The organism is Actinoalloteichus caeruleus, assembly GCF_049311605.1.
Classification (GTDB): Bacteria; Actinomycetota; Actinomycetes; order Mycobacteriales; family Pseudonocardiaceae; genus Actinoalloteichus_B; species Actinoalloteichus_B caeruleus.
The window spans coordinates 453,743-472,410 of sequence record NZ_CP186005.1; the positions used below are offsets into that span (position 1 = coordinate 453,743).

Sequence of the window (18,668 nt, forward strand, 5' to 3'; positions counted from 1 at the left end):
CCACCCCTGATCGCCACGCGAGCGCTGTGAACTACGCTGTCCCAACGCTATCGCGCCTGAACAGGTGAAACAGGGAGGACACGATGCCGGTTCCCGGCCCCGGCTACGCGATCACCGTCCGCGTGGAGGCTCCGCCGTCCGCGAGCGCCGCGGGTGATCTCACCAGCGCGGTCGGCAGGGTCGGCGGTGTGATCACCGCCTTCGACATCGTCGAGTCCCACACCGACCGGATCGTCGTCGACATCACCTGCAACACGACCTCGACCGAGCACGTCAACGACATCACCCAGGAGCTCGGTTCGCTGCCCGGCGTGACGGTCAGGAAGGTCTCCGACCGGACGTTCCTGGTGCACCTCGGCGGGAAGCTGGAGGTGCACTCCAAGGTCGCGCTGCGGAACCGGGACGACCTCTCCCGCGCCTACACGCCGGGCGTGGCCCGGATCTGCCAGGCGATCGCGGCCAACCCCGACGACGCCCGCCGGTTGACCATCAAGCGGAACACCGTCGCCGTGGTGACCGACGGTTCCGCGGTCCTGGGCCTGGGCAACATCGGTCCCGCCGCCGCGCTGCCGGTGATGGAGGGCAAGGCGGCGCTGTTCAAGAAGTTCGCCGACGTCGACGCCTGGCCCATCTGCCTGGACACCCAGGACACCGAGGAGATCATCCGCACGGTGGAGCTCCTCGCGCCCGTCTACGGCGGCATCAACCTGGAGGACATCGCCGCGCCGCGCTGCTTCGAGATCGAGCACCGGCTGCGCGAGAAGTTGGACATCCCGGTCTTCCACGACGACCAGCACGGCACCGCGATCGTGGTGATCGCCGCTCTCCGCAACGCCCTGCGGGTCGTCGGCAAGGAACTCGAGAACTGCCGGGTGGCCGTGTGCGGCGTCGGGGCCGCCGGGTCGGCCATCATCCGACTGCTGCTGCGCACCGCCCCCGCGGACGTCCTCGCCGTGGACGTGGACGGCATCGTCCACACCGGTAGGTCGGACATGGACCCCAACATGAAGTGGATCGCCGAGCACACCAACAAGGAGGGCGTGACCGGGTCCCTGCACGACGCGCTCGTGGGAGCCGACGTCTTCATCGGGGTGTCCGCGCCCAACCTCTTCGGCGCCGAGCAGGTCCGGACGATGGCCGACGACGCGATCGTCTTCGCCCTCGCCAACCCGGACCCCGAGATCGACCCGCTCGAGGCGCAGCAGCACGCCGCCGTGGTCGCGACGGGCCGCAGCGACTACCCGAACCAGATCAACAACGTGCTGGCCTTCCCCGGGGTCTTCCGGGGCCTGCTCGACGCGCAGGCCCACGAGATCACCGACGACATGCTGGTCGCCGCGGCGAGCGCCGTGGCCGACGTGGTGGACGGCGAGCGGCTGAACGCCTCGTTCATCGTGCCGAGCGTGTTCGACACGGCCGTCGCGCCGGCGGTGGCGGAGGCGGTCCGCGCCGCGGCCGAGCGGTCCAGGGAGGGCTGAGGGTCCCGGGGCGAAAACGGGATGACATCCGCCGCCCCGGTGGCGCAGGCTACGGCCGCGCCCCGGCGAAGGGGGCGTGGACTCCGACGGCGGAAGGTGCTCTCCACCATGTCATCCGGTTCCACCTCCGGGAACACCCCGGTGTCCGTACGCCTCGCGGTGGCCGAGGACGTCCCGGCGATCGGCCGCGTGCTCGCCTCGGCCTTCTCCGACTACCCGTTCCTCCGGCACACCGTCGCCGCCGACGACCACGCCGAGCGGGTGCGCCGGGGCCAGGAGCTGATGGTGGGGCGCATCGCGCTGCCCCACGGCCGCGTCTGGCTGGCCGAGTCCGGTGGGAGTGTCGTCGGTGCCGCGGCGTGGACGACGCCGGACACCGACGTCGAGGCGGCCTTCGGCCCGGTGGCGGCCGAGGTGGGCGAACTGGCGGGTGACCGGGCCGCGATCGCCGCCTCCGTGGAGGAGGCACTCACCCCGCACCGCCCCACCGAGCCCGTCTGGTTCCTGGCGACCATCGGGATCGACCCGAGCTGGCAGGGGCGGGGCGTGGGTGGCGCGCTCCTCCGGCCGGGACTGGCGGCCGCCGAGGAGGCGGGCTCAGACGCGTTCCTGGAGACCTCCGACGAGCGCAACGTCCGCTTCTACCAGCGGCACGGCTTCCGGGTGGTCGCCGAGGTGGACCTGCCCTCCGGTGGCCCGCGCACCTGGGCGATGCGGCGGGTGCCCGCCGGCTGACCTGGGGCGCGCCGGCGCACCTCCCACCGCCTAGGATCATGCGTCATGGACCAGCGTGCCCGGCTCTCCCACGTCGACGACACCGGTGCGGCCCGGATGGTGGACGTGTCGGAGAAGGCGGTGACGGCCCGCGTCGCGGTCGCCAGCGGTGTCCTGCGCACCACCCGGGAGGTGGTGGACCTGATCGCGGAGGGCGGTTTGCCCAAGGGTGACGCGCTGGCGACGGCGCGACTGGCCGGGATCATGGGCGCGAAGCGGACGCCCGACCTGGTGCCGCTGTGCCACCCCCTCGCGCTGTCCGGTGTCGAGGTCGACCTCCGTCCGGACGAGGACAGCGTGGCCATCACCGCCACCGTCCGGACCACGGACCGGACCGGGGTGGAGATGGAGGCGTTGACCGCGGTCACGGTCGCGGGACTCACGCTGCACGACATGGTGAAGGCCGTCGACCCGGCCGCGGTCCTCGACGGTGTCCGGGTGGAGAGCAAGGACGGGGGCAGGACGGGCTCATGGACACGGCCGACCGACCGGAACTGACGTCCGACCCTGGCGAGGCCAGGGTCATCACCGCGTCGAACCGCGCCGCCGCCGGCGTCTACCCGGATCGCACCGGGCCCCTGGTCGTCGACTGGCTCCGGCAGCGGGGGTTCCGGGTCCCCGACGCGGTCGTCGTCCCCGACGGGGCACCGGTGGCGGAGGAACTCCGACGGGCGCTCGAGGACCGCGTCTCGGTCGTGCTGACCACCGGGGGCACGGGGATCAGCCCGACCGACCGCACCCCCGACGTGACCCGGCCGTTGTTGGACCGGGAACTCCCCGGGCTCGCCGACGCGATCCGGCGGTCCGGGCTGCCCGCCGTTCCCACGGCCGTTCTCTCCCGCGCCCTCGCTGGCACCGCCGGTGCCACCCTCGTGGTGAACCTGCCCGGGTCGACAGGCGGGGTGCGCGACGGTCTCGCCGTCCTGGACGGGGTGTTCGCCCACGCCCTCGACCAGATCGCCGGTGGCGACCACCCCCCGGCCGTGCCCTCGGAGCCCTCGGGTGGCGCGGCGGACGAACAGCCGGCCGGGCCGGCAGCGTCGGGAACCGCGTCGCCGGCGACGGGGACGCCCGCGCGCCCCACCTCGGCACCGGGGCCGGAGATCCCCCTCGTGTCCGTCACGACGGATCCGCTGAGCCTGGCGGACCACGCCTCGGCCGTGTCGCGCCGGCAGGCCGGTGCGGTGGTCACCTTCTCCGGGGAGGTCCGTGACCACGACCACGGGCGGGCTGTTCGGGACCTGGAGTACGTCGCGCACCCGAGCGCGGAACAGGTGCTGCGGGAGGTGGCCGAGGACGTGGCGGGCCGTATGCCCGGCCTGCGGGCCCTCGTCGTCAGCCACCGGGCGGGGTGGCTCGCCATCGGGGAGTGCGCCCTGGCCTGCGCCGTGGCCGCCGACCACCGGGCCGAGGCGTTCGCGGCCTGCGCCGAACTCGTCGACGAGGTCAAGCGGCGGCTCCCGGTGTGGAAGCGGCAGCGGTTCGCGGACGGTAGCGAGGAATGGGTGAACTGCCCGTGAGCGGTGGCCGCCCACCCGCGCATCCGGTGCGACATCCGTTGGGCGGCTGAGGGCGCGACCGAGGGTGATCCACCGTATCGCCCCCCTCCTGACGTGCGAATATCCACCATCGGATACGGAACTGGGCCGAGGGGCGGGGCGTCGGAGACGGTGACCCCCCGTCGCCGGCACCGCGGCGTCGACACCTGACCGGAGGTCGGGGTGCCGGTGCGGGGCTTCCCCCGTCACGCGACATCAGGAGGCCACCATGGTCGGTTCGAGCTACGAGCTTGACGATCCGGACACCCTGATCACCGAAGGTCCGACGCGGCTGAACTCCCTCGCCGAGGATGCCCAAGCCGCGTCCGACTACGCCATGGAGCACATCATGATCCCGTCGGGCGAGTTGGGCCTGGTCTACGGCTACCTCGTCGAGGCCTGCACCCGGGTCGCCACGGCGATCTCCGGGAACGCGCTGGTCCTGTGGACCCGCATGGAGGAGTCGGCGACGGCGATGAAGGCGGCGGGCGAGGACTACGCCGGGTTGGAGGAGTCCGAGGCCGCGCGGATCGACGCGACCTACTCGCCCGAGTACTCGTTCGGCCAGGACTGACGGCTTCCGGCCCGGAAGGAGTTCGACCCATGGCAGCCAACAGTCCCGCCGAGGTGCTCACCACGCCGGAGGCGGAGGAGGTGATGCCGACGTGGAGCGAGCAGGTCCTCGGGTTCACCGACTGGTTCAGCATCACCCACTACATCAGGATGGGGTGCAAGGAGCTACTCGGCATCGACCCCGTCACGGAGCTCGGCGAGAAGATCGTCGGGAACTGGGAGGAGGTCGGGAAGGCCGAGGCTGCGCTGAACAACCTCGCCGAGTTCCACAGCGCCTACGCCGACCAGCTCGCGGACCTGGTGCCCGGCCTCGCCTGGGAGGGCAACGCCGCGTCGGCGGCCGACGACTACTTCGGCCGGGTGGCCGAGGCCCTGCGGGAACAGCAGACCGCGATCGCGGAGGCCGCGGAGGCCTTCGGAGAGTTCAAGCGCGCCATCTACTTCCAGTTGAAGGCGCTGGAGAACATCATCTCGGCGCTGGTCGACCTGGTCATCGAGCTGATCTTCGAGGCGTTGGGCGGAGCCGCCGGCCTGTTCACGGCGGGCACGACCACGGCGGTCGCGATCGCCGCCGCCGTGTACACCATCAGCAAGGCCCTGGCGAAGTGGGCGCAGGCCATCGAGGCCATCGGCCTGATGATCACGGCGGTGTACGCGCTCGTCGGAACCGTCCAGGGGCTGACCGCCTCCCTGAACCTCGAGGAGACCGTCCCGCTGCCCGGGGCGGGCTACACGCACCCAGGAGGGAGCTGACGTGTCGACCACCGGTGGGAATCCCGAGTCCCGGGAACCGATGCTGGACATCGCGGGAGGAGACGAGGCCCGTTCGCGGCGCATCCTGCGTTCGGTGCGAGCGGCGCGGGACCGCGCGCGGGACCCCGAGCTCCGGGCGTTGCTCGACGATGTCGCCAACGGGCGGCGGGGGGCTCGGGACCTGTTGCGCGAACCCGCGTTCGCCAGGGCCGCCGCCCCGGCGCTGGTCAACCTCGCCGACGCCTACCGAGGGCTGAGTGAGGAGGAGCGGGCCGAGGCGGCCGAGGAGGGCCGGCGCCAGGAGGAGGAGGTCCAGGCGGAGGTGGACGCCGAGCGGCGGGCCGCGATGTTCGGGCCCCCGCCGAGCTCTCGGGGCCGCCGCCGCGACGACGAGGACGACGACGAGGACTTCGAGACGCGCGGCTATCTGCGTTGAGCGGCTGACCGCGTCGAGCGGCCGCTGGCTGGGCGACGGGCCGGGGGAGCCGGTCCGGGGCACCGGCCGGTCCCGCGTCGTCATATCCCGACACGCGAACGCCGAGGTCCCACCGCCCGGGGGAAAGCGGTGGGACCTCGGCGTGGGTTCGCGGTCGTCAGGAACCGTTCACCAGGATGACCTGACCGGTGTAGATCAGGTCGGCGTCGTTGATGACGTCCTCGTTGTCCTCGTGGATGCGCTGCCACGTGGTGCCGTGCTCAGCCGCGATCTTGGACAGCGTGTCGCCGGCCTCGACGGTGTAGTTGCCCTCGGGGTGGTTCTGGATGTCCGCGGGCTGGGCCGGGGCGGGGGCGGGGGCCTCCGCCGCGACGGGCTCGGGGGCGGGCTCCGGCGCGGGAGCCGGCTCCTCGGCGGCGACGGGCTCGGGGGCGGGCTCAGGAGCGGCGACGGGCGCGCCCTCCTGCAGGTGCCAGCCGGTCTTGGCGCTGCAGGCCGGCCAGGCGTTGGGGCCCTGGACCGCGAGCACCCGCTCGGCGACCGCGATCTGCTGCTCACGGGTCGCCTGGTGAGCCATCGGCGCGTACTCGGTGCCGCCGAACTCGACCCAGGTGGTCGGGGAGAACTGCACACCGCCGTAGTAGCCGTTGCCGGTGTTGATGCTCCAGTCTCCGCTGCTCTCGCACTGCGCGAGCGTGTCCCAGTCAGCGGCCTGCGCGGTTCCGGCCATGGCCAGCGGGGCACCGACGATGGCGCCGGCGACGGCGATCCGGGCGAAGGTGCGGCTGGAAGCGGAAGCCTTGCGGTGCTTGCCTTGGTAGCGAGACATGTCCCTCTCTCCTACCCGCGCCTGCTGGAATCCGGTCCCGCTCGTGGCGGGGCGGCTCCCTGTCCGGCCTGGCGCTGGATGCGCCCTGGCTTTCTGAGTCCCTGTCCGGCTCTGTGGTTCGGGGGTGGGGAGCCCGCTGGACAGGGTTCGGCGCGGCGGACTCCTCGGTTGTCATGGCCGTTCGGGGCGACCGAGAGGCGACGCTACGTAAGCGCCGGACAAATCCCAAACCCTATCAATGGTGACGCTCGTCACAGTAACACGGAGGGGTGTTCATCGATGCGGCCATCGTGCCTGGTCAGCGGGCCGTTATCCCCCCGTGTCCGTCCTGATATCGATCACGGCGCGTGAGTCCTGGCTCACGTCCCTTGCTCACGGTAGGCGATTGGGCGATCGACGGATGGTGATTACCCCCAAAGGGGTGAGGACGTGAAGTTCTTGTAGGGGAACGCTGGATGCGGAGGGTCAACGACTCGTTCAACCACCGGCGAACGGCGGGAGGACGTCCAGCTCGCTCCCGGCCGTGATCGGCGTGTTCCGGTCACGCACCGCTACACCGTCGAGGAGGAAGCTGCACCCGCGCAGCACCCGGCCCAGGCGCTCCCCGTGCCGGTCGCTCACCATCGCCAGCACCGCCGCCACCGTGGGCTCGCCGTCCGGGAGCGGCAGGGACTCCTGGCCCGTGCCGGCGGCCGCCCCGGCGCCCGCGAAGTACCGCACGACGATGCGGTTCCCGGCCTCGGGCGGCGACGTTTCGTGGCTCATCCTCCGCATCCTTCCTGGTGCTCCCTCCTCCGCCGCCTCGAGGTCCGCCGAGGGGGCGCGCGGCGGGGGCGCGCTCCTCATCCGTCGAGCAGGTGGCCGATCCGGCGCACGTGCTCCTCCACCCGGGTCTCGGGGATCCGGCCCGCGAGCAGCAGGGAGACGAGGCCGTGGCAACAGGCCCAGAAGAACTCGGTCACTCCGTCCGCGTCCTCCGACTGGTGTCCCCGTGCGACGAGCTCCCGCAGGGTGAGGAACGTCCGCCGGAGTTCCTCCGGGGTGTCGGCGGTCGCGAAGACCAGGCTCGTGGGCGCACCGAACATCACCTCGTACAGGCGGGGGCGGCGGCGGCCGAACTCGACGTAACGGCGGCACAGCCCCTCGAAGGGGCGGGCGCCCCCGGTGCGCGCGACGCTCTCGATCTCGCCGGTGAGGGTGTCGAAGCCCCGTCGGGCGATCGCCGCGACGAGGTCGTCCCGGCTGGCGAAGTGTTGGTAGATGACGGGTTGGCTGTAGTCGATCGACCGGGCGACCCGACGGGTCGTCACCGCCTCCCAACCCTCGCCTTCGGCGATTGCCAGGGCGACGTCCATGATCTCGTGACGGCGAGCGAGCCGGCGGCGCTCCCTCGGGTCCGTCGGGGGCGGGTGCTCCTGGCCCGTCATGCGGCGCTCACCAGGAAGCCAGCGGCGATGAGCATCAACACGGCCGTCGCCCCATGGATCCCGTAGGCGGCGCTCCGGCGCCCGTCGGCGCGGAGCACCGTCACCGCGTCACCGATGGGAACGATGGTGAAGGCGGCGACGGTCCACCCCAGGGTGGCGGCCGGGGCGGTGAACAGCACCGTGAAGGCGACGACCCCGGTGGCGAGGTCGCGTACGCCCTTGAGGCGCAGCCAGGCCACGTCCCTGCCCTCCGGGACGGAGGGCAGGCCGAAGCTGGCCGCCATCGGGCGGGGCGCCAGGAGGTAGAGGACGCCGATCGTGAGGATGGCGAGTCCCGCGAGGGTGGCGATGGTGACACCAGCGGTGGCCACGCGGCTCCGATCTTTCGCTGAAAGGGAATCTGTCGATGACAGTACCACGTGCCGCCGCCCGGCCGAGGATTTCCAGGCGCCCCCAGTGCCCCCAGTGCCCCCAGCGCCCCCAGCGCCCTCAGCGCCCTCGCGCCTTCAGCGCCCTCGCGCCCCCAGCGCCCTCGGCGGGCGACTGGCGGCGGGTCCCGACGCCGGACGTCGTCCCCTGGCGGCCCGGACGTGCCGTCGGTGACGCGCTGCCGGCCGACTGGTCAGGGGAGCGCCGGTGGGGACTCGGCCCGCTCCCCGTGCCCGGTCACCTCGCGGGGAGCCGGGCGCTGGTCGTGAACGCGTTCCAGGACGAAGTCGGCCCGCTCGGCGGGCGTCCCCCTCGGGACGAGCACCGTCTCGTAGCCGAGTTCGCGGTACACCGCCAGCATCACCTCGCAGGTCCGTTCCGCCTCCGCGTGGTCCTGCCTCCGCTCCGCGTCGTGGTGGAAGATCTCCGGCCAGTACGGGGTCACGAACACCAGGCGGTGGTAGGGGACCTCCCGCGCCGCCCGTTGGACGTGCGGCGGCACCCTCGCACCGGACAGCCGCAGGTAGCCGAGGACGTCCGGCGTGCCCCGGTCGAAGAAGACCGGTCCCGCCTCCTCGGCGGCGGCGCGGTACGAGCGGAGCTCCCAGCAGAGCATCAGCTCGGCGAACAGCGCGGGGTCCGCCCAGGGCAGTGCCGGTCCGCCCACCAGCACCTGGTCCTGGATGATCCCGCGCCCGGCCTCTCGTGTCACCGCCATCCCTCGGGCCGCCAGCTCGTCGAGGATCGTCGTCTTGCCCGACCCCGGCCCCCCGGTCAGGACGAAGAACCGTTCGTCGGGCGCTCCCCGCCCCGGGACACCTGTCGTGCTCCGCACTTCCTGTCCTCTCCTCCTCGGGGGCGAACGTCCTCGCCCGTCCCCCGCTCCTCCCGTCCGAGCGGCACGCTGGTGCCAGACGCGGCCGCGGGCGCCCTCCGCCCGCGCGTGCGTCCCGCCCGCGCGTCGCCGGCACTGCCGCTCAGGAGCGGAGGTGACAAGCACGGGAAACGGGAGACGGGAACACGGTGGAGCCCGCGCCGGGCCGTCATCCCCGACGGGCGTGGAGACGGCTCAGCCGCCGATGGCGCTCATCGGGCGCTGGGGCTGGACGAAGTCCTCGTCGTCGATCCCGTGGCCGGCGGGCTTCCCCCACATCGCCTCGCGCCAGGCCCCGGCGATGCCGTCGTCGTCGGCCCCCGCCCGGACCAGTGCCCGCAGGTCAGTCTCCTCCTGGGAGAACAGGCACGACCGGAGCTGCCCGTCGGCCGTGAGCCTGGTGCGGTCGCACGCCCCGCAGAACGGTCGGGTGACGGACGCGATGACGCCCACGGTGCCGGGGCCGCCGTCCACGAGCCACCGCTCGGCGGGCGTGGAACCCCGGTCGTCGGTGGCCGGCGTGAGCCGGACCGACTCGGAGAGCAGCTCCAGGATGCGGTCGGCCGTCACCATCGCCGACCGGTCCCACCCGTGCTGCGCGTCGAGCGGCATCTGTTCGATGAACCGGGGCTCGTACCCGTGGGCGAGGCAGAACCGGACCAACTCGACCGCCTCGTGCTCGTTGACCCCGGGGAGCAGGACCGCGTTGACCTTGACCGGACGCAGTCCGGCCTCCGCCGCCGAGGCGAGGCCGTCCAGGACGTCGGCGAGCCGGTCCCGCCGGGTGATGCGCCGGAACGTCTCCGGCCGCACCGAGTCGAGCGACACGTTCACCCGGTCCAGGCCGGCGGCGGCCAGCGCGGCCGCCCGGGACCGCAGCGAGATGCCGTTCGTCGTCAACGAGATCCCCGGCCTCGGACTCAGCGCGGCGGCGGCCGCCACGATCTCCTCCAGGTCCGGGCGCAGGAGGGGCTCCCCTCCGGTGAACCTCAGCTCCGTGACCCCGAGGCGCTCCACCGCGATCCGGACCAGCCGGACCACCTCCCGCGTGGTGAGCAGCTCCCGGGCGGGCAGCCAGTCCAGCCCCTCCGCCGGCATGCAGTAGTGGCAGCGCAGGTTGCACTTGTCGATCAGTGAGACCCGCAGGTCGGTGGCGACCCGTTGGTAACGGTCCACGAGTTCTGGTGTCCCGGGCCGGGGTGGCAGGTCCCGGGACCGGGGGACCCTCGGCATGCCCAGATCAACCGCCGTCATCTGTCCCAGCCTAGAGTGCGGCGGCGAAGCCGCCCGGGGAGCGGGCACCCGGAGCTGGGTCGGAGGGGTCGATCCGACGGGCGGTGGCCCGCCGGTTTACCATCCGCGGGTCAGCCGCCCGGTCGAGGACCGCCCACCGGGGACGGCCAGGAACACGCAGGCGAGGTGCCCATGTCCGAGCGCGCCGGGCGAGCGGCCAGGCTCGCGGAGCTGAGCCGCGAACTCGGAGCGGCGACCGCCCTGCTCCACGGTCGGCTCGCCGAACGACTCGGCCTGTCGCCGACCGCCTACAAGTGCCTCGACCTCGTCAGCCGCGCACCGGTACCCCTCAGCGCCGGGGAGATCGCCGAGGGAGTCGGGTTGTCCACGGGCGCGGTCACCGGTCTGCTCGACCGCCTCGAGGAAGCGGGGTACGTCGTCCGCGTCCCCGACCCGGACGACAGGAGGCGGGTCCGGGTCCGGCTCGCGCCCTCGCCGGTGCCCTCCGGGACCGAGGCACTCGTCCCGTTCACCGAGGAGCTGGTCGCCGAGTACGGGGACGAGGAACTGGCGGTGATCGAGGACTACTGCCTGCGGATGATCGGCGCCGTCCGGGAGGCCATCGACGCCGGCGACGAGCGGGGCCTCGGCGCGCCGCGCGGCGGTGTGCCACGGCGGCCGGTCGGCCGCCGAGTAGTGTCGCGCCGTGCCGCTCTACCGCATCTCCGAGGCAGCCGGGCTCCTGGGGGTCAGTGACGACACCGTCCGCCGCTGGCTCGACTCCGGGCAGCTCGCCGGTGAGGTCGACGCCGCGGGTCGCAAGGTGGTGGACGGCGCGGTGCTCGCCGCCTTCGCGGGTTCCACGGCCCGCGCGGTGCCCGATCCCTCCGCCGTGGGTCGCTCGGCCCGCAACCGGTTCGTCGGCCTGGTCACCGACGTCGTCGCCGACACCGTGATGGCCAAGGTGGAGCTGGTGTGCGGGCCGCACCGGGTGGTGTCGCTGATGAGCACGGAGGCGGTCCGCGAGCTGGGGCTGGAACCCGGGGTGCTCGCCGTCGCCGTCGTCAAGTCGACCCACGTGGTGGTGGAGACGCCGCGGCCCCCGACGTGACCTCCGGCCGGAGAGCGCCGATCCCGGCGGACCGGCGGACCGGACGAGTCGGACACACCGGTAGCGCTGACGGTGCCTCCCGTTGCAGCATGTTTCGGTGAGCGAGGCAGCGAGCGTCCCCGAGTCCGTCCCGTCCGAGGAGCCGGCCTGGTCGTACCTGTTCGACATGGACGGCGTGCTGGTGCACGAGGAGCACCCGGTCCCGGGAGCCGGTGAGCTGCTCGCCGAGCTCACCGAGCGCGGGATCAGGTTCATGGTGCTCACCAACAACTCGATCCACACCCCCCGCGACCTCCGGGCCCGGCTGCTCGGCAACGGTCTCGACGTCCCCGAGGACGCGATCTGGACCTCCGCCCTGGCCACCGCGCAGTTCCTGGACGCCCAGCGGCCGGGCGGGTCCGCCTACGTGATCGGCGAGGCCGGGTTGACCACGGCCCTGCACAAGGTCGGGTACGTGCTCACCGACCGCGATCCCGACTACGTGGTGCTCGGGGAGACCAGGACCTACAGCTTCACCGCGATCACCAGGGCGGTGCGCCTGTTGGAGGCGGGTGCGAAGTTCATCGCGACCAACCCCGACTCGACCGGCCCGAGCCGGGAGGGGTCGCTGCCCGCGACCGGTGCCGTCGCGGCGCTGATGGAGCGGGCCAGCGGGCGGGCCCCCTACTACGTGGGCAAGCCCAACCCGCTGATGATGCGGTCCGCCCTGCGCGCACTGGGCACCCACTCGCAGAACACGTTGATGATCGGTGACCGGATGGACACCGACGTCCGGTCGGGCCTGGAGGCGGGCATGCCCACCATCCTCGTCCTCTCCGGGATCTCGGGCCGGGACACCGCCGAGGCCTACCCCTACCGACCGACCCGCATCATCGACACGGTGGCGGACCTGGTCGGCAGGTCGGCGGACCCGTTCCCCGGGTGACGGTCGCGGTCCTGGGGCCCGTGGGCGCTGGCCCGGCCCGGCCGGCGGTCAGGCGTACAGCGAGCCGCGGAGCACGGTGACCGCGCGGCCGCCGAGCCGGACCCGCTCACCCTCGAGCTCCAGGCGCACCCGCCCGCCCCGGGCGGAGACCTGCTCACCGAGCAGGGACGAGCGTCCCAGCCGCTCCGACCACCACCCGGCGAGGACGCAGTGCGCCGAGCCGGTCACCGGGTCCTCGGGGATCCCCTGTTTGGGGTAGAAGCACCGGCTCACGAAGTCGGCTTCGCCGGCCGTCTCCTCGGCAGTGAAGATCACCCCACGCCCCGGCAGGGACGCCAGCGCGGCGAGGTCCGGGCGCAGGGCGCGGACCTCGGCCGGCGACGCGACCTCCACCAGCAGGTCCTCCCGGCCCATGCCGATCCCGGTCACGGTGACCTCGGGGAGGCCGGTGGGCGGAACTCCGTCCACCCTGCTCGGCGGGTCGGCGGGGAAGTCCATCTCCACCCAGCCCCCACCCGTGGAGACGCAGCGCAGCTCGCCGCTGCGGGTGGTGAAGCGCTGGCTGCCACCGAGCACGTGAGCGGCGGCCAGTGTGGCGTGCCCGCACAGGTCCACCTCCGTCTCGGGGGTGAACCACCGCAGCGGGAGGGCTTCGTCCTGGTCCTCGGCCCCGATCTGCACGAAGGCCGTCTCCGAGTGCTTCAGTTCGGCGGCCACCGCCTGCATCCACTCCGGGTCCCGGAACCCGGGGAGGAGGACCACTCCGGCGGGATTACCGCTGAACGCCCGGTCACTGAAGGCGTCCACGAGGTATACGTCAACCGACATGGCGAGACCCTAGCGGGCCGACGCGCACCGGGTGGTCCTTTCGCGCGCAACTGGTTGGCAGTTCACGGCAGGTGGTTCCCGGTACGCCCAGTTCGCGAGGGGAGCACCCGCCGCGAGCGGGTCAGTTGCTCGCTCCACCCAGGTGGGAGGCCCGGGGGCCGCCCGGTTTGGCGATGCCCCTGGCCGGCCGGCGGCGCTGCGCGTGGGCGGACAGGTGCGGGGCGAGCAGGGTCGCCGCGATGGCCGTGACGGAGTCCGCGGCCTCGGCTGGACTGGAGCTGGGCAGCAACAGGTGGCTCAGCGTCAACCGGACGATGCTCTCGGCGTAGAAGACGGTGGCGGAGGGAGGCATCCTCGGCAGCTGCTGGCGGAGGTGCTTGCTGATCAGCTCCACGGCGGCCCGCAGCGTGACGCGGTCCGGCGCGTGGAGGAACGGGAAGAGGGCGGTGGCGTTGATCCCGGTGAGGATGGACGTCAACAGCGGGTCCTCGACCGTGCGGTCCAGCGTGTGCCGGACGGCGGCCTTCACCCCCGCCACGGGGTCGTCCGAGGCGGCGAGTACGGCGCCGACACCGTCGAGGTAGGCGTGCGCCCTGCTCAGGGCCACCGCGTGGGCGAGGGTTTCCTTGCCGCCGAACTCGTTGTAGACGGTCTGCCTGCTCACCCCCGCCGTCGCGGCGACGTCGCTCATCCGCAACTTGTGGAACCCGCGTTCGGTGAGGAGCTCGACCGCCCCCGCCAACAGGGTGTCCCGGAGCGACATCTTGACCCGAACGGGCAACCGGGTGGCCGAGTCCACGGAGATCATTCTTCCGGACAGCGCTTCGATGTCAATCGACCGGCGGAGTCGACGCCGACCACCCAGCCCGGGGCCGGAGGGAGCCGAGCTCCCCGGAGGGCAGGGCCCGGCCGGGACCGGCTCCGGTCATCGGGCGGACCGGCGGGTCCGCCGGGCCTGGAACAGCACCGCCACGACGCCGACCGCGAGGCCGACCGGGGTGAGCAGCGTCCCGACGTTCAGCCACACCGGCTGGTCCTGGTAGCCGAGGCCGTACCCGGCGAAGGTGCCCAGCACCGCCAGCAGGCCCACCGCGAACAGCACGAACGCTATCGGCAGGGCGATGCTCCGGGAGGACTTCGACGACATGAGGCTCACCTTACGCCGCGCCACGGGGCGGCCGGTAGCGAGGCGACCGCCGTCACCGGGGGAGGGGCGGGGGCAGTCGGGACCCAGGACGGCGGAACGGGCTCGACGTACCCCTTACGCTGGAGGGAGACGCGTCCTGGCTTGGGACCATGACGGCGGCGTACCGGTCGGTGCGATCCGCCATGATGCCTGGGTCCGGGCGCGTTCGTCGTGCCGGGGGAGACGAACCCAGTGCACCGGAACGACATCCATCGACGACAGGGAACGGTGAGGACAGTGCCGAGCGGCAGGGTCAAGTGGTACGACGCGGAGAAGGGCTTCGGCTTCGTGACCCAGGACGGGGGCGAGGACGTCTACGTTCGCGCGTCCGCCCTCCCGCCGGGGGTGGAGGCGCTCAAGACCGGCCAGCGGGTGGAGTTCGGCATGGCCGAGGGCCGCCGAGGTCCGCAGGCGCTGTCGGTCAAGCTGCTCGACGCGCCCCCTTCGGTGGCCGAGGCGCGGCGGCGTCCCGCCGAGGAGCTGCACGGCCTCATCGAGGACATGATCAAGCTGCTGGAGGCGAAGGTCCAGCCGGAGCTGCGCCGGGGCCGCTACCCGGACCGGCGGAACACCAAGCGGATCGCCGAGGTGGTGCGGGCGGTCGCCCGCGAACTGGAGCCCTGACGCCGTCCCGGCGGAGCCCGGTGCCGGTCGCGTGGCCGAGGGGGCGCCACCCGCCGGAACGGGCACCGCTGGTTCGGGGCGCGGCCTCGCCGCCGGCGGGACACGGGTGAGCCGGTGGACGTCCCCCGGTGCGAGGGCAGGCGGTGTCCTCGTCAGCCGGTCGGCCTCGTCGCCGGCCACCCCCCCGTCAGCGGTCGTCCACCGAGAGCACCCAGGTGCCGCGCGTGATGAATCCGACGCCCCCCTCGGGGTCCTCGACCAGCACCGCGCTGAACTCCTGGATCTCCACGGTCTCCAGTTGGGCCGCGTCATCGGGGAGCCGCAGCGTGTACGCCTGGCGTTCCCCTGGCGGGAAAACGGGGCTGCGGGCCTCCACCTCCTCGCCGTCCTCCCGGTAGCGGAAGGTCACCTGCCACGGGGCGTCCCCCACCTCGCCGGGCACCGACACCTGGAGCGGGTACCCCGGCGGTACCCGCAGCTCCGCCACCGCCTCCGGGTCGACCGAGCACTCCTCGATCAGCACGTCGCAGTGCTGGGCGGGTCCGGTCCGGGCCGTCTCGCCCGCCGCGTAGAAGGAGACGGCCGGCACCGTCGGACTCGCGCAGCCCGCGACGGCGAGCCCTGCCAGTCCTGCGGCCCCCACGGCGCGGAGCCGCCGTCCCGTTCGTCCGCCGCCTCGCCCGGCCCGTGTCCTCAGCTCCCTGATGCGCACGGCTGGAGCTTACGGTGCGGTTCCGGGCGGACCGCCCACCCGGCGGGGGCGGGGGCCACCGGGAACCCGTCGATCAGCCGTCGCCTCCGGGGCCGGCTCGACCCGGCGGCGTCCCCGCCTCGTTCGCCGGAGGGGGGTGGTCCGGCCCGGCGCCGGACCCGGGGCCCACCGGTGGACCGGCGGCCAGGAACGGCAGCGGGCTCCGCCCCCGTCCGATCAGGATGGTCTGGGTGAGCCCGACCGCCACGAGGACCGACAGCACCGCGAACCCGACCCAGTAGGTGGGCGGCAACAGCAGCCCCAGCGCGCCACCGGACACCCAGCTCAGCTGGAGCACGGTCTCCGACCGCCCGAACGCCGACGCCCGGGCCTCCTCCGGTAGCTCCCGTTGCAGCAGCGAGTCCAGGCTGACCTTCGCCAGCGCGCTGGCTGTCGCTCCGACGAGGGCGACCAGCAGGGCGGTGGGGTAGCCGGCGGCGATCGCCGCGAGCGCGGTGCTGGCCAGCGCGGCGCCCACCACACCGATGACCACCTGGTCGGGTCGGCTCATCCGGATCCGGCTGCCCACGGCGTTGCCCAGCAGGTTGCCCAGGCCGGCCGCTCCCGCGAGGAGCGCCAGCATGAGCACGTGCATCCCCGCGGTGTCGTCCGTCGCCTGGATGGCGAAGGCGGCGAAGAACGTCAGGAAGCCGGTCAACAGGCGCGCGGTCCCGGCGCCCCAGAGACCCAGCACCACCAGGCGGCCCAGGGGCTGTCGCGCACCGCCCGGCCGGGCGCCGAGGGTGGCCCGCACCTCCCCGTCGGTGTTCTCCACCCAGGCGGGGACGCGGAGGCACAGCGCCGTCCCCCCGACCGCGAGCAGCGCGGCCCACCAGAGCGCCCCGCCGGAGCCGAACAGCGCGACCAGTCCGGTGGCCAGCGCACCGGCGACCGCTCCGGCCGCCAACCCGAAGATCGTCAGGCGGGAGTTGGTGCGCACCAGGGAGACCTCGGCGGGGAGGACCCGGGGCGTCACCGCTCCCCGGAGCACGCCGAACGACTTGGACATGATCACGCAGCCCAACGCGGCCGGGTACAGCACCCAGCCGTCGGGGTTCAGGGCGATCACCACGACGAGCAGGGCCCGGGCCGCGAAGGACGCCCCCAGCGCGTACCGCCTGCCCTGCTGGATCCGGTCCAGTGCCGGCCCGACCACCGGAGCGACCACCGCGAACGGGGCCACCGTGATCAGCAGGTAGAGGGCCACCATGCCCCTGCTCTCGCCGGGGGCCGCCGAGAAGAACAAGGTGTTGGCCAGCGCGACCGCGATGGCGGCGTCCACGGCGACGTTCGCCATCACCGCGTAGGTGAGGCGGTCCAGCCCCGTCCGCGCCGCCCCGTCGGCGTGCGCGGCCCGCCAGAAGAGGTCCACCGCGTGCAGGGAGAGCTGACGGGCCCGGTACAGGGCGACCCGGGTCACGGTGAGCTTCCTCGGCGGCGGTCCGCCGTCGCGGAGCGGGCGGGTGTCACCACCCCGCCGGCCATCCCGCTCGGGTCCGGAGCCGGGTGGCGGTGGTGGGGTGAGGCGCCGCGTGGGGTCCTCGTCCCTGGTTCCGGCCCCCTCCGCCGCCGGATCACCCGGTGCGGGCGGGTTCGGCTGAGCCCGTGGGTGCTCCTCCGCTGGCCGGGGGCCGCCCCACCCCGGGTGCCGCACCGGCGCGGTGTGCCGTTCGGTCGGCCCGCCGTGGAGTCCCTGGTCCGGCGCGCGCGCGGGGCGGTCGACCGGTGGGGGGATGGAGGGCTGGTCGGTCCACCCCCGCCGTGGCCGACGTCCCCACCGGGTGCGGGCCCCGTGCGGGGAGTCCTGTTCCGGGGGCGGTGGTGGTGGCGGAACGTGCTGTTCACCAACCCAACGACGCTTGCGCCCCAACCCTCCCGACCTCCTCGCGTGTCGGAGTTCCGGTGGCGGGAACGACTCCCACCGGAACCCATCCTGCACCAGGACGACGCACGACGGGGGCGGTACCGCCGTCGCGGTCGGCCGGGGTCGTCCCCGTCGCCGCGAGGGAGGGGAGATCCGTGCCTGGAGTCCACCCGCGCGGTCCGCACGGCTCGGTGTGGAGCGGCCGGTGTGGCCTCTGCGAGGTGCCGCCGTGGACGTCCGAGCTCAGAGCAGCGTGCCGATCAGCCGGCCCAGCGCCACGGGGTCCTCGGCGTGGGCGAGGTGCCCGTGTCCGGGGAGGAGGGTGGTGCGCGACAGCGGCAGCAGGTCGGCGACCCGCTCGAAGGCGTCGCCGTAGGGCGGGCGCCCCCTGCTGTGCTCACCGAGGACGAGGTCGGCGGCGAGGCCGGACCAGGCGGCGTCGGGGCGGAACCGGTTCAGCGCGGCGTGTTCCTCGGGAAGGGGAGCGGCGAGTTCCCGGAGCCGTGCCCAGGCCGGCGTGCCGCGCAGGGCCGCCACCCGCTCGCGCGGTAGGCGCGCGATGTCCACGTTGACGATCTCCACCCTGGTGTCGAGGTCGGCGCCGCGCAGCGCGGGCAGGACGTGCTCGGCGAAGGGCGCGAGCACCGGTTCGTAGGCCACGACGCCGAGGACCCGGTCGTCGAGCGCCGCCGCCTCCAGGGCGATGGTGGCTCCGTAGCTCCACCCCACGAGCCGAACCGGGCTCGCCAGCTCGTCGACCCAGGCGAGGAGGTCGGCCACCTCGGTGCGCGTGGAGTAGTCCTCCCCGAGCGGTCCGCTGCGGCCACGCCCACGCCGGTCGAGGACGAGCGTGGGCTCGGGACGGCCGAACGCCCCGGCCACGGGGAGGAAGTCGCGGGCCTCGGCCAGCACCCCCGGGACGACGACGAGGGGCGGCCCTTGCCCGGCCCGCCACCGGCCGTGGAGCCGCGCTCCGGCGCGGTGGACGAGACGGGACTCCCAGCGCATCGGCCCTCCAATTCTGGAGTGGTCATT

23 protein-coding genes are annotated in these 18,668 nt (G+C 73.4%); 11 read left to right on the forward strand and 12 right to left on the reverse strand.

The annotated features are described in order from the left end of the window. The first annotated feature begins 83 nt into the window (after positions 1-83). From ACOJVX_RS02040 to ACOJVX_RS02070, 7 genes are all read left to right on the forward strand, one after another. Positions 84-1,478, forward strand: coding sequence for an NAD-dependent malic enzyme (locus ACOJVX_RS02040; RefSeq protein WP_026417528.1), 1,395 nt, complete (start codon positions 84-86; stop codon positions 1,476-1,478). 108 nt (positions 1,479-1,586) lie between these two features. Then, positions 1,587-2,213 carry a GNAT family N-acetyltransferase gene (locus ACOJVX_RS02045; RefSeq protein ID WP_030105179.1) on the forward strand — a complete coding sequence of 209 codons (627 nt, stop codon included), beginning with the start codon at positions 1,587-1,589 and terminating at the stop codon, positions 2,211-2,213. Positions 2,214-2,258: 45 nt separating this feature from the next. Continuing rightward, positions 2,259-2,750, forward strand: coding sequence for a cyclic pyranopterin monophosphate synthase MoaC (gene moaC / locus ACOJVX_RS02050; protein ID WP_026417526.1), 492 nt, complete (start codon positions 2,259-2,261; stop codon positions 2,748-2,750). Next, positions 2,723-3,772: a molybdenum cofactor biosynthesis protein MoaE gene (locus ACOJVX_RS02055; protein ID WP_418153857.1), complete on the forward strand. Its 1,050-nt coding sequence runs from the start codon at positions 2,723-2,725 to the stop codon at positions 3,770-3,772. Before moaC ends, ACOJVX_RS02055 begins: the two co-directional genes overlap by 28 nt. A gap of 247 nt (positions 3,773-4,019) precedes the next feature. Further along, the gene (locus ACOJVX_RS02060; RefSeq protein WP_418153856.1) at positions 4,020-4,364 is read left to right on the forward strand and encodes a hypothetical protein; all 345 of its coding nucleotides are present in this window, start codon (positions 4,020-4,022) and stop codon (positions 4,362-4,364) included. A 29-nt stretch (positions 4,365-4,393) separates the two neighbouring features. Then, positions 4,394-5,116, forward strand: a complete 723-nt coding sequence (locus ACOJVX_RS02065) for a hypothetical protein (RefSeq protein WP_418153855.1) — start codon at positions 4,394-4,396, stop codon at positions 5,114-5,116. Position 5,117: 1 nt separating this feature from the next. Next, on the forward strand, positions 5,118-5,552 hold the full coding sequence (locus tag ACOJVX_RS02070) for a hypothetical protein (RefSeq protein ID WP_026417522.1): 435 nt from the start codon (positions 5,118-5,120) through the stop codon (positions 5,550-5,552). Between the two features lie 157 nt (positions 5,553-5,709). Here the strand turns inward: ACOJVX_RS02070 and ACOJVX_RS02075 are convergent, their stop codons facing one another. The 6 genes from ACOJVX_RS02075 to moaA form a co-directional block, all read right to left on the reverse strand. After that, positions 5,710-6,381: a transglycosylase family protein gene (locus ACOJVX_RS02075; RefSeq protein ID WP_418153854.1), complete on the reverse strand. Its 672-nt coding sequence runs from the start codon at positions 6,379-6,381 to the stop codon at positions 5,710-5,712. Positions 6,382-6,858: 477 nt separating this feature from the next. Then, positions 6,859-7,146, reverse strand: a complete 288-nt coding sequence (locus ACOJVX_RS02080) for a MoaD/ThiS family protein (RefSeq protein WP_051313375.1) — start codon at positions 7,144-7,146, stop codon at positions 6,859-6,861. 77 nt (positions 7,147-7,223) lie between these two features. After that, entirely contained in the window at positions 7,224-7,808 is a 585-nt protein-coding gene (locus ACOJVX_RS02085) for a TetR/AcrR family transcriptional regulator (protein ID WP_030104329.1), read from the reverse strand. Next, positions 7,805-8,179, reverse strand: a complete 375-nt coding sequence (locus ACOJVX_RS02090) for a DUF4267 domain-containing protein (protein ID WP_026417518.1) — start codon at positions 8,177-8,179, stop codon at positions 7,805-7,807. The genes ACOJVX_RS02085 and ACOJVX_RS02090 overlap by 4 nt, the downstream gene beginning before the upstream one ends. 251 nt (positions 8,180-8,430) lie before the next feature. Next, positions 8,431-9,072, reverse strand: a complete 642-nt coding sequence (locus ACOJVX_RS02095; protein WP_422647201.1) for an AAA family ATPase — start codon at positions 9,070-9,072, stop codon at positions 8,431-8,433. Between the two features lie 234 nt (positions 9,073-9,306). Next, entirely contained in the window at positions 9,307-10,365 is a 1,059-nt protein-coding gene (moaA, locus tag ACOJVX_RS02100; RefSeq protein WP_418153851.1) for a GTP 3',8-cyclase MoaA, read from the reverse strand. 171 nt (positions 10,366-10,536) lie between these two features. Here moaA and ACOJVX_RS02105 point away from each other — a divergent pair, with 171 nt between their 5' ends. The 3 genes from ACOJVX_RS02105 to ACOJVX_RS02115 all read left to right on the forward strand — a co-directional run bounded on the left by ACOJVX_RS02105 (position 10,537) and on the right by ACOJVX_RS02115 (position 12,380). After that, positions 10,537-11,100 (forward strand): MarR family transcriptional regulator, encoded by a 564-nt coding sequence (locus ACOJVX_RS02105; protein WP_418153850.1) that lies wholly within the window; start codon positions 10,537-10,539, stop codon positions 11,098-11,100. After that, the gene (locus tag ACOJVX_RS02110) at positions 11,051-11,455 is read left to right on the forward strand and encodes a TOBE domain-containing protein (RefSeq protein WP_026417516.1); all 405 of its coding nucleotides are present in this window, start codon (positions 11,051-11,053) and stop codon (positions 11,453-11,455) included. Before ACOJVX_RS02105 ends, ACOJVX_RS02110 begins: the two co-directional genes overlap by 50 nt. A gap of 166 nt (positions 11,456-11,621) precedes the next feature. Then, positions 11,622-12,380: an HAD-IIA family hydrolase gene (locus ACOJVX_RS02115; protein WP_211237461.1), complete on the forward strand. Its 759-nt coding sequence runs from the start codon at positions 11,622-11,624 to the stop codon at positions 12,378-12,380. A gap of 48 nt (positions 12,381-12,428) precedes the next feature. On the opposite strand, the gene ACOJVX_RS02120 is transcribed toward ACOJVX_RS02115, so the two are convergent. From ACOJVX_RS02120 to ACOJVX_RS02130, 3 genes are all read right to left on the reverse strand, one after another. Further along, complete coding sequence (locus ACOJVX_RS02120) at positions 12,429-13,208, reverse strand: PhzF family phenazine biosynthesis protein (protein WP_026417514.1); 780 nt, start codon at positions 13,206-13,208, stop codon at positions 12,429-12,431. A 121-nt stretch (positions 13,209-13,329) separates the two neighbouring features. After that, positions 13,330-14,007 (reverse strand): TetR/AcrR family transcriptional regulator, encoded by a 678-nt coding sequence (locus ACOJVX_RS02125; RefSeq protein ID WP_162147267.1) that lies wholly within the window; start codon positions 14,005-14,007, stop codon positions 13,330-13,332. 126 nt (positions 14,008-14,133) lie between these two features. Next, a complete protein-coding gene (locus ACOJVX_RS02130) occupies positions 14,134-14,355 on the reverse strand; it encodes a hypothetical protein (protein WP_026417513.1) in 222 nt (73 codons plus the stop codon). A gap of 276 nt (positions 14,356-14,631) precedes the next feature. Here ACOJVX_RS02130 and ACOJVX_RS02135 point away from each other — a divergent pair, with 276 nt between their 5' ends. Next, a complete protein-coding gene (locus tag ACOJVX_RS02135) occupies positions 14,632-15,018 on the forward strand; it encodes a cold-shock protein (RefSeq protein ID WP_016700119.1) in 387 nt (128 codons plus the stop codon). A gap of 187 nt (positions 15,019-15,205) precedes the next feature. Here the strand turns inward: ACOJVX_RS02135 and ACOJVX_RS02140 are convergent, their stop codons facing one another. The 3 genes from ACOJVX_RS02140 to ACOJVX_RS02150 all read right to left on the reverse strand — a co-directional run bounded on the left by ACOJVX_RS02140 (position 15,206) and on the right by ACOJVX_RS02150 (position 18,641). Further along, positions 15,206-15,730 (reverse strand): DUF2771 family protein, encoded by a 525-nt coding sequence (locus ACOJVX_RS02140; protein WP_245588682.1) that lies wholly within the window; start codon positions 15,728-15,730, stop codon positions 15,206-15,208. A gap of 73 nt (positions 15,731-15,803) precedes the next feature. Continuing rightward, a complete protein-coding gene (locus ACOJVX_RS02145) occupies positions 15,804-17,189 on the reverse strand; it encodes an MFS transporter (protein ID WP_035291399.1) in 1,386 nt (461 codons plus the stop codon). 687 nt (positions 17,190-17,876) lie between these two features. Continuing rightward, positions 17,877-18,641 (reverse strand): alpha/beta fold hydrolase, encoded by a 765-nt coding sequence (locus tag ACOJVX_RS02150; protein ID WP_026417511.1) that lies wholly within the window; start codon positions 18,639-18,641, stop codon positions 17,877-17,879. Positions 18,642-18,668: the final 27 nt, after the last annotated feature.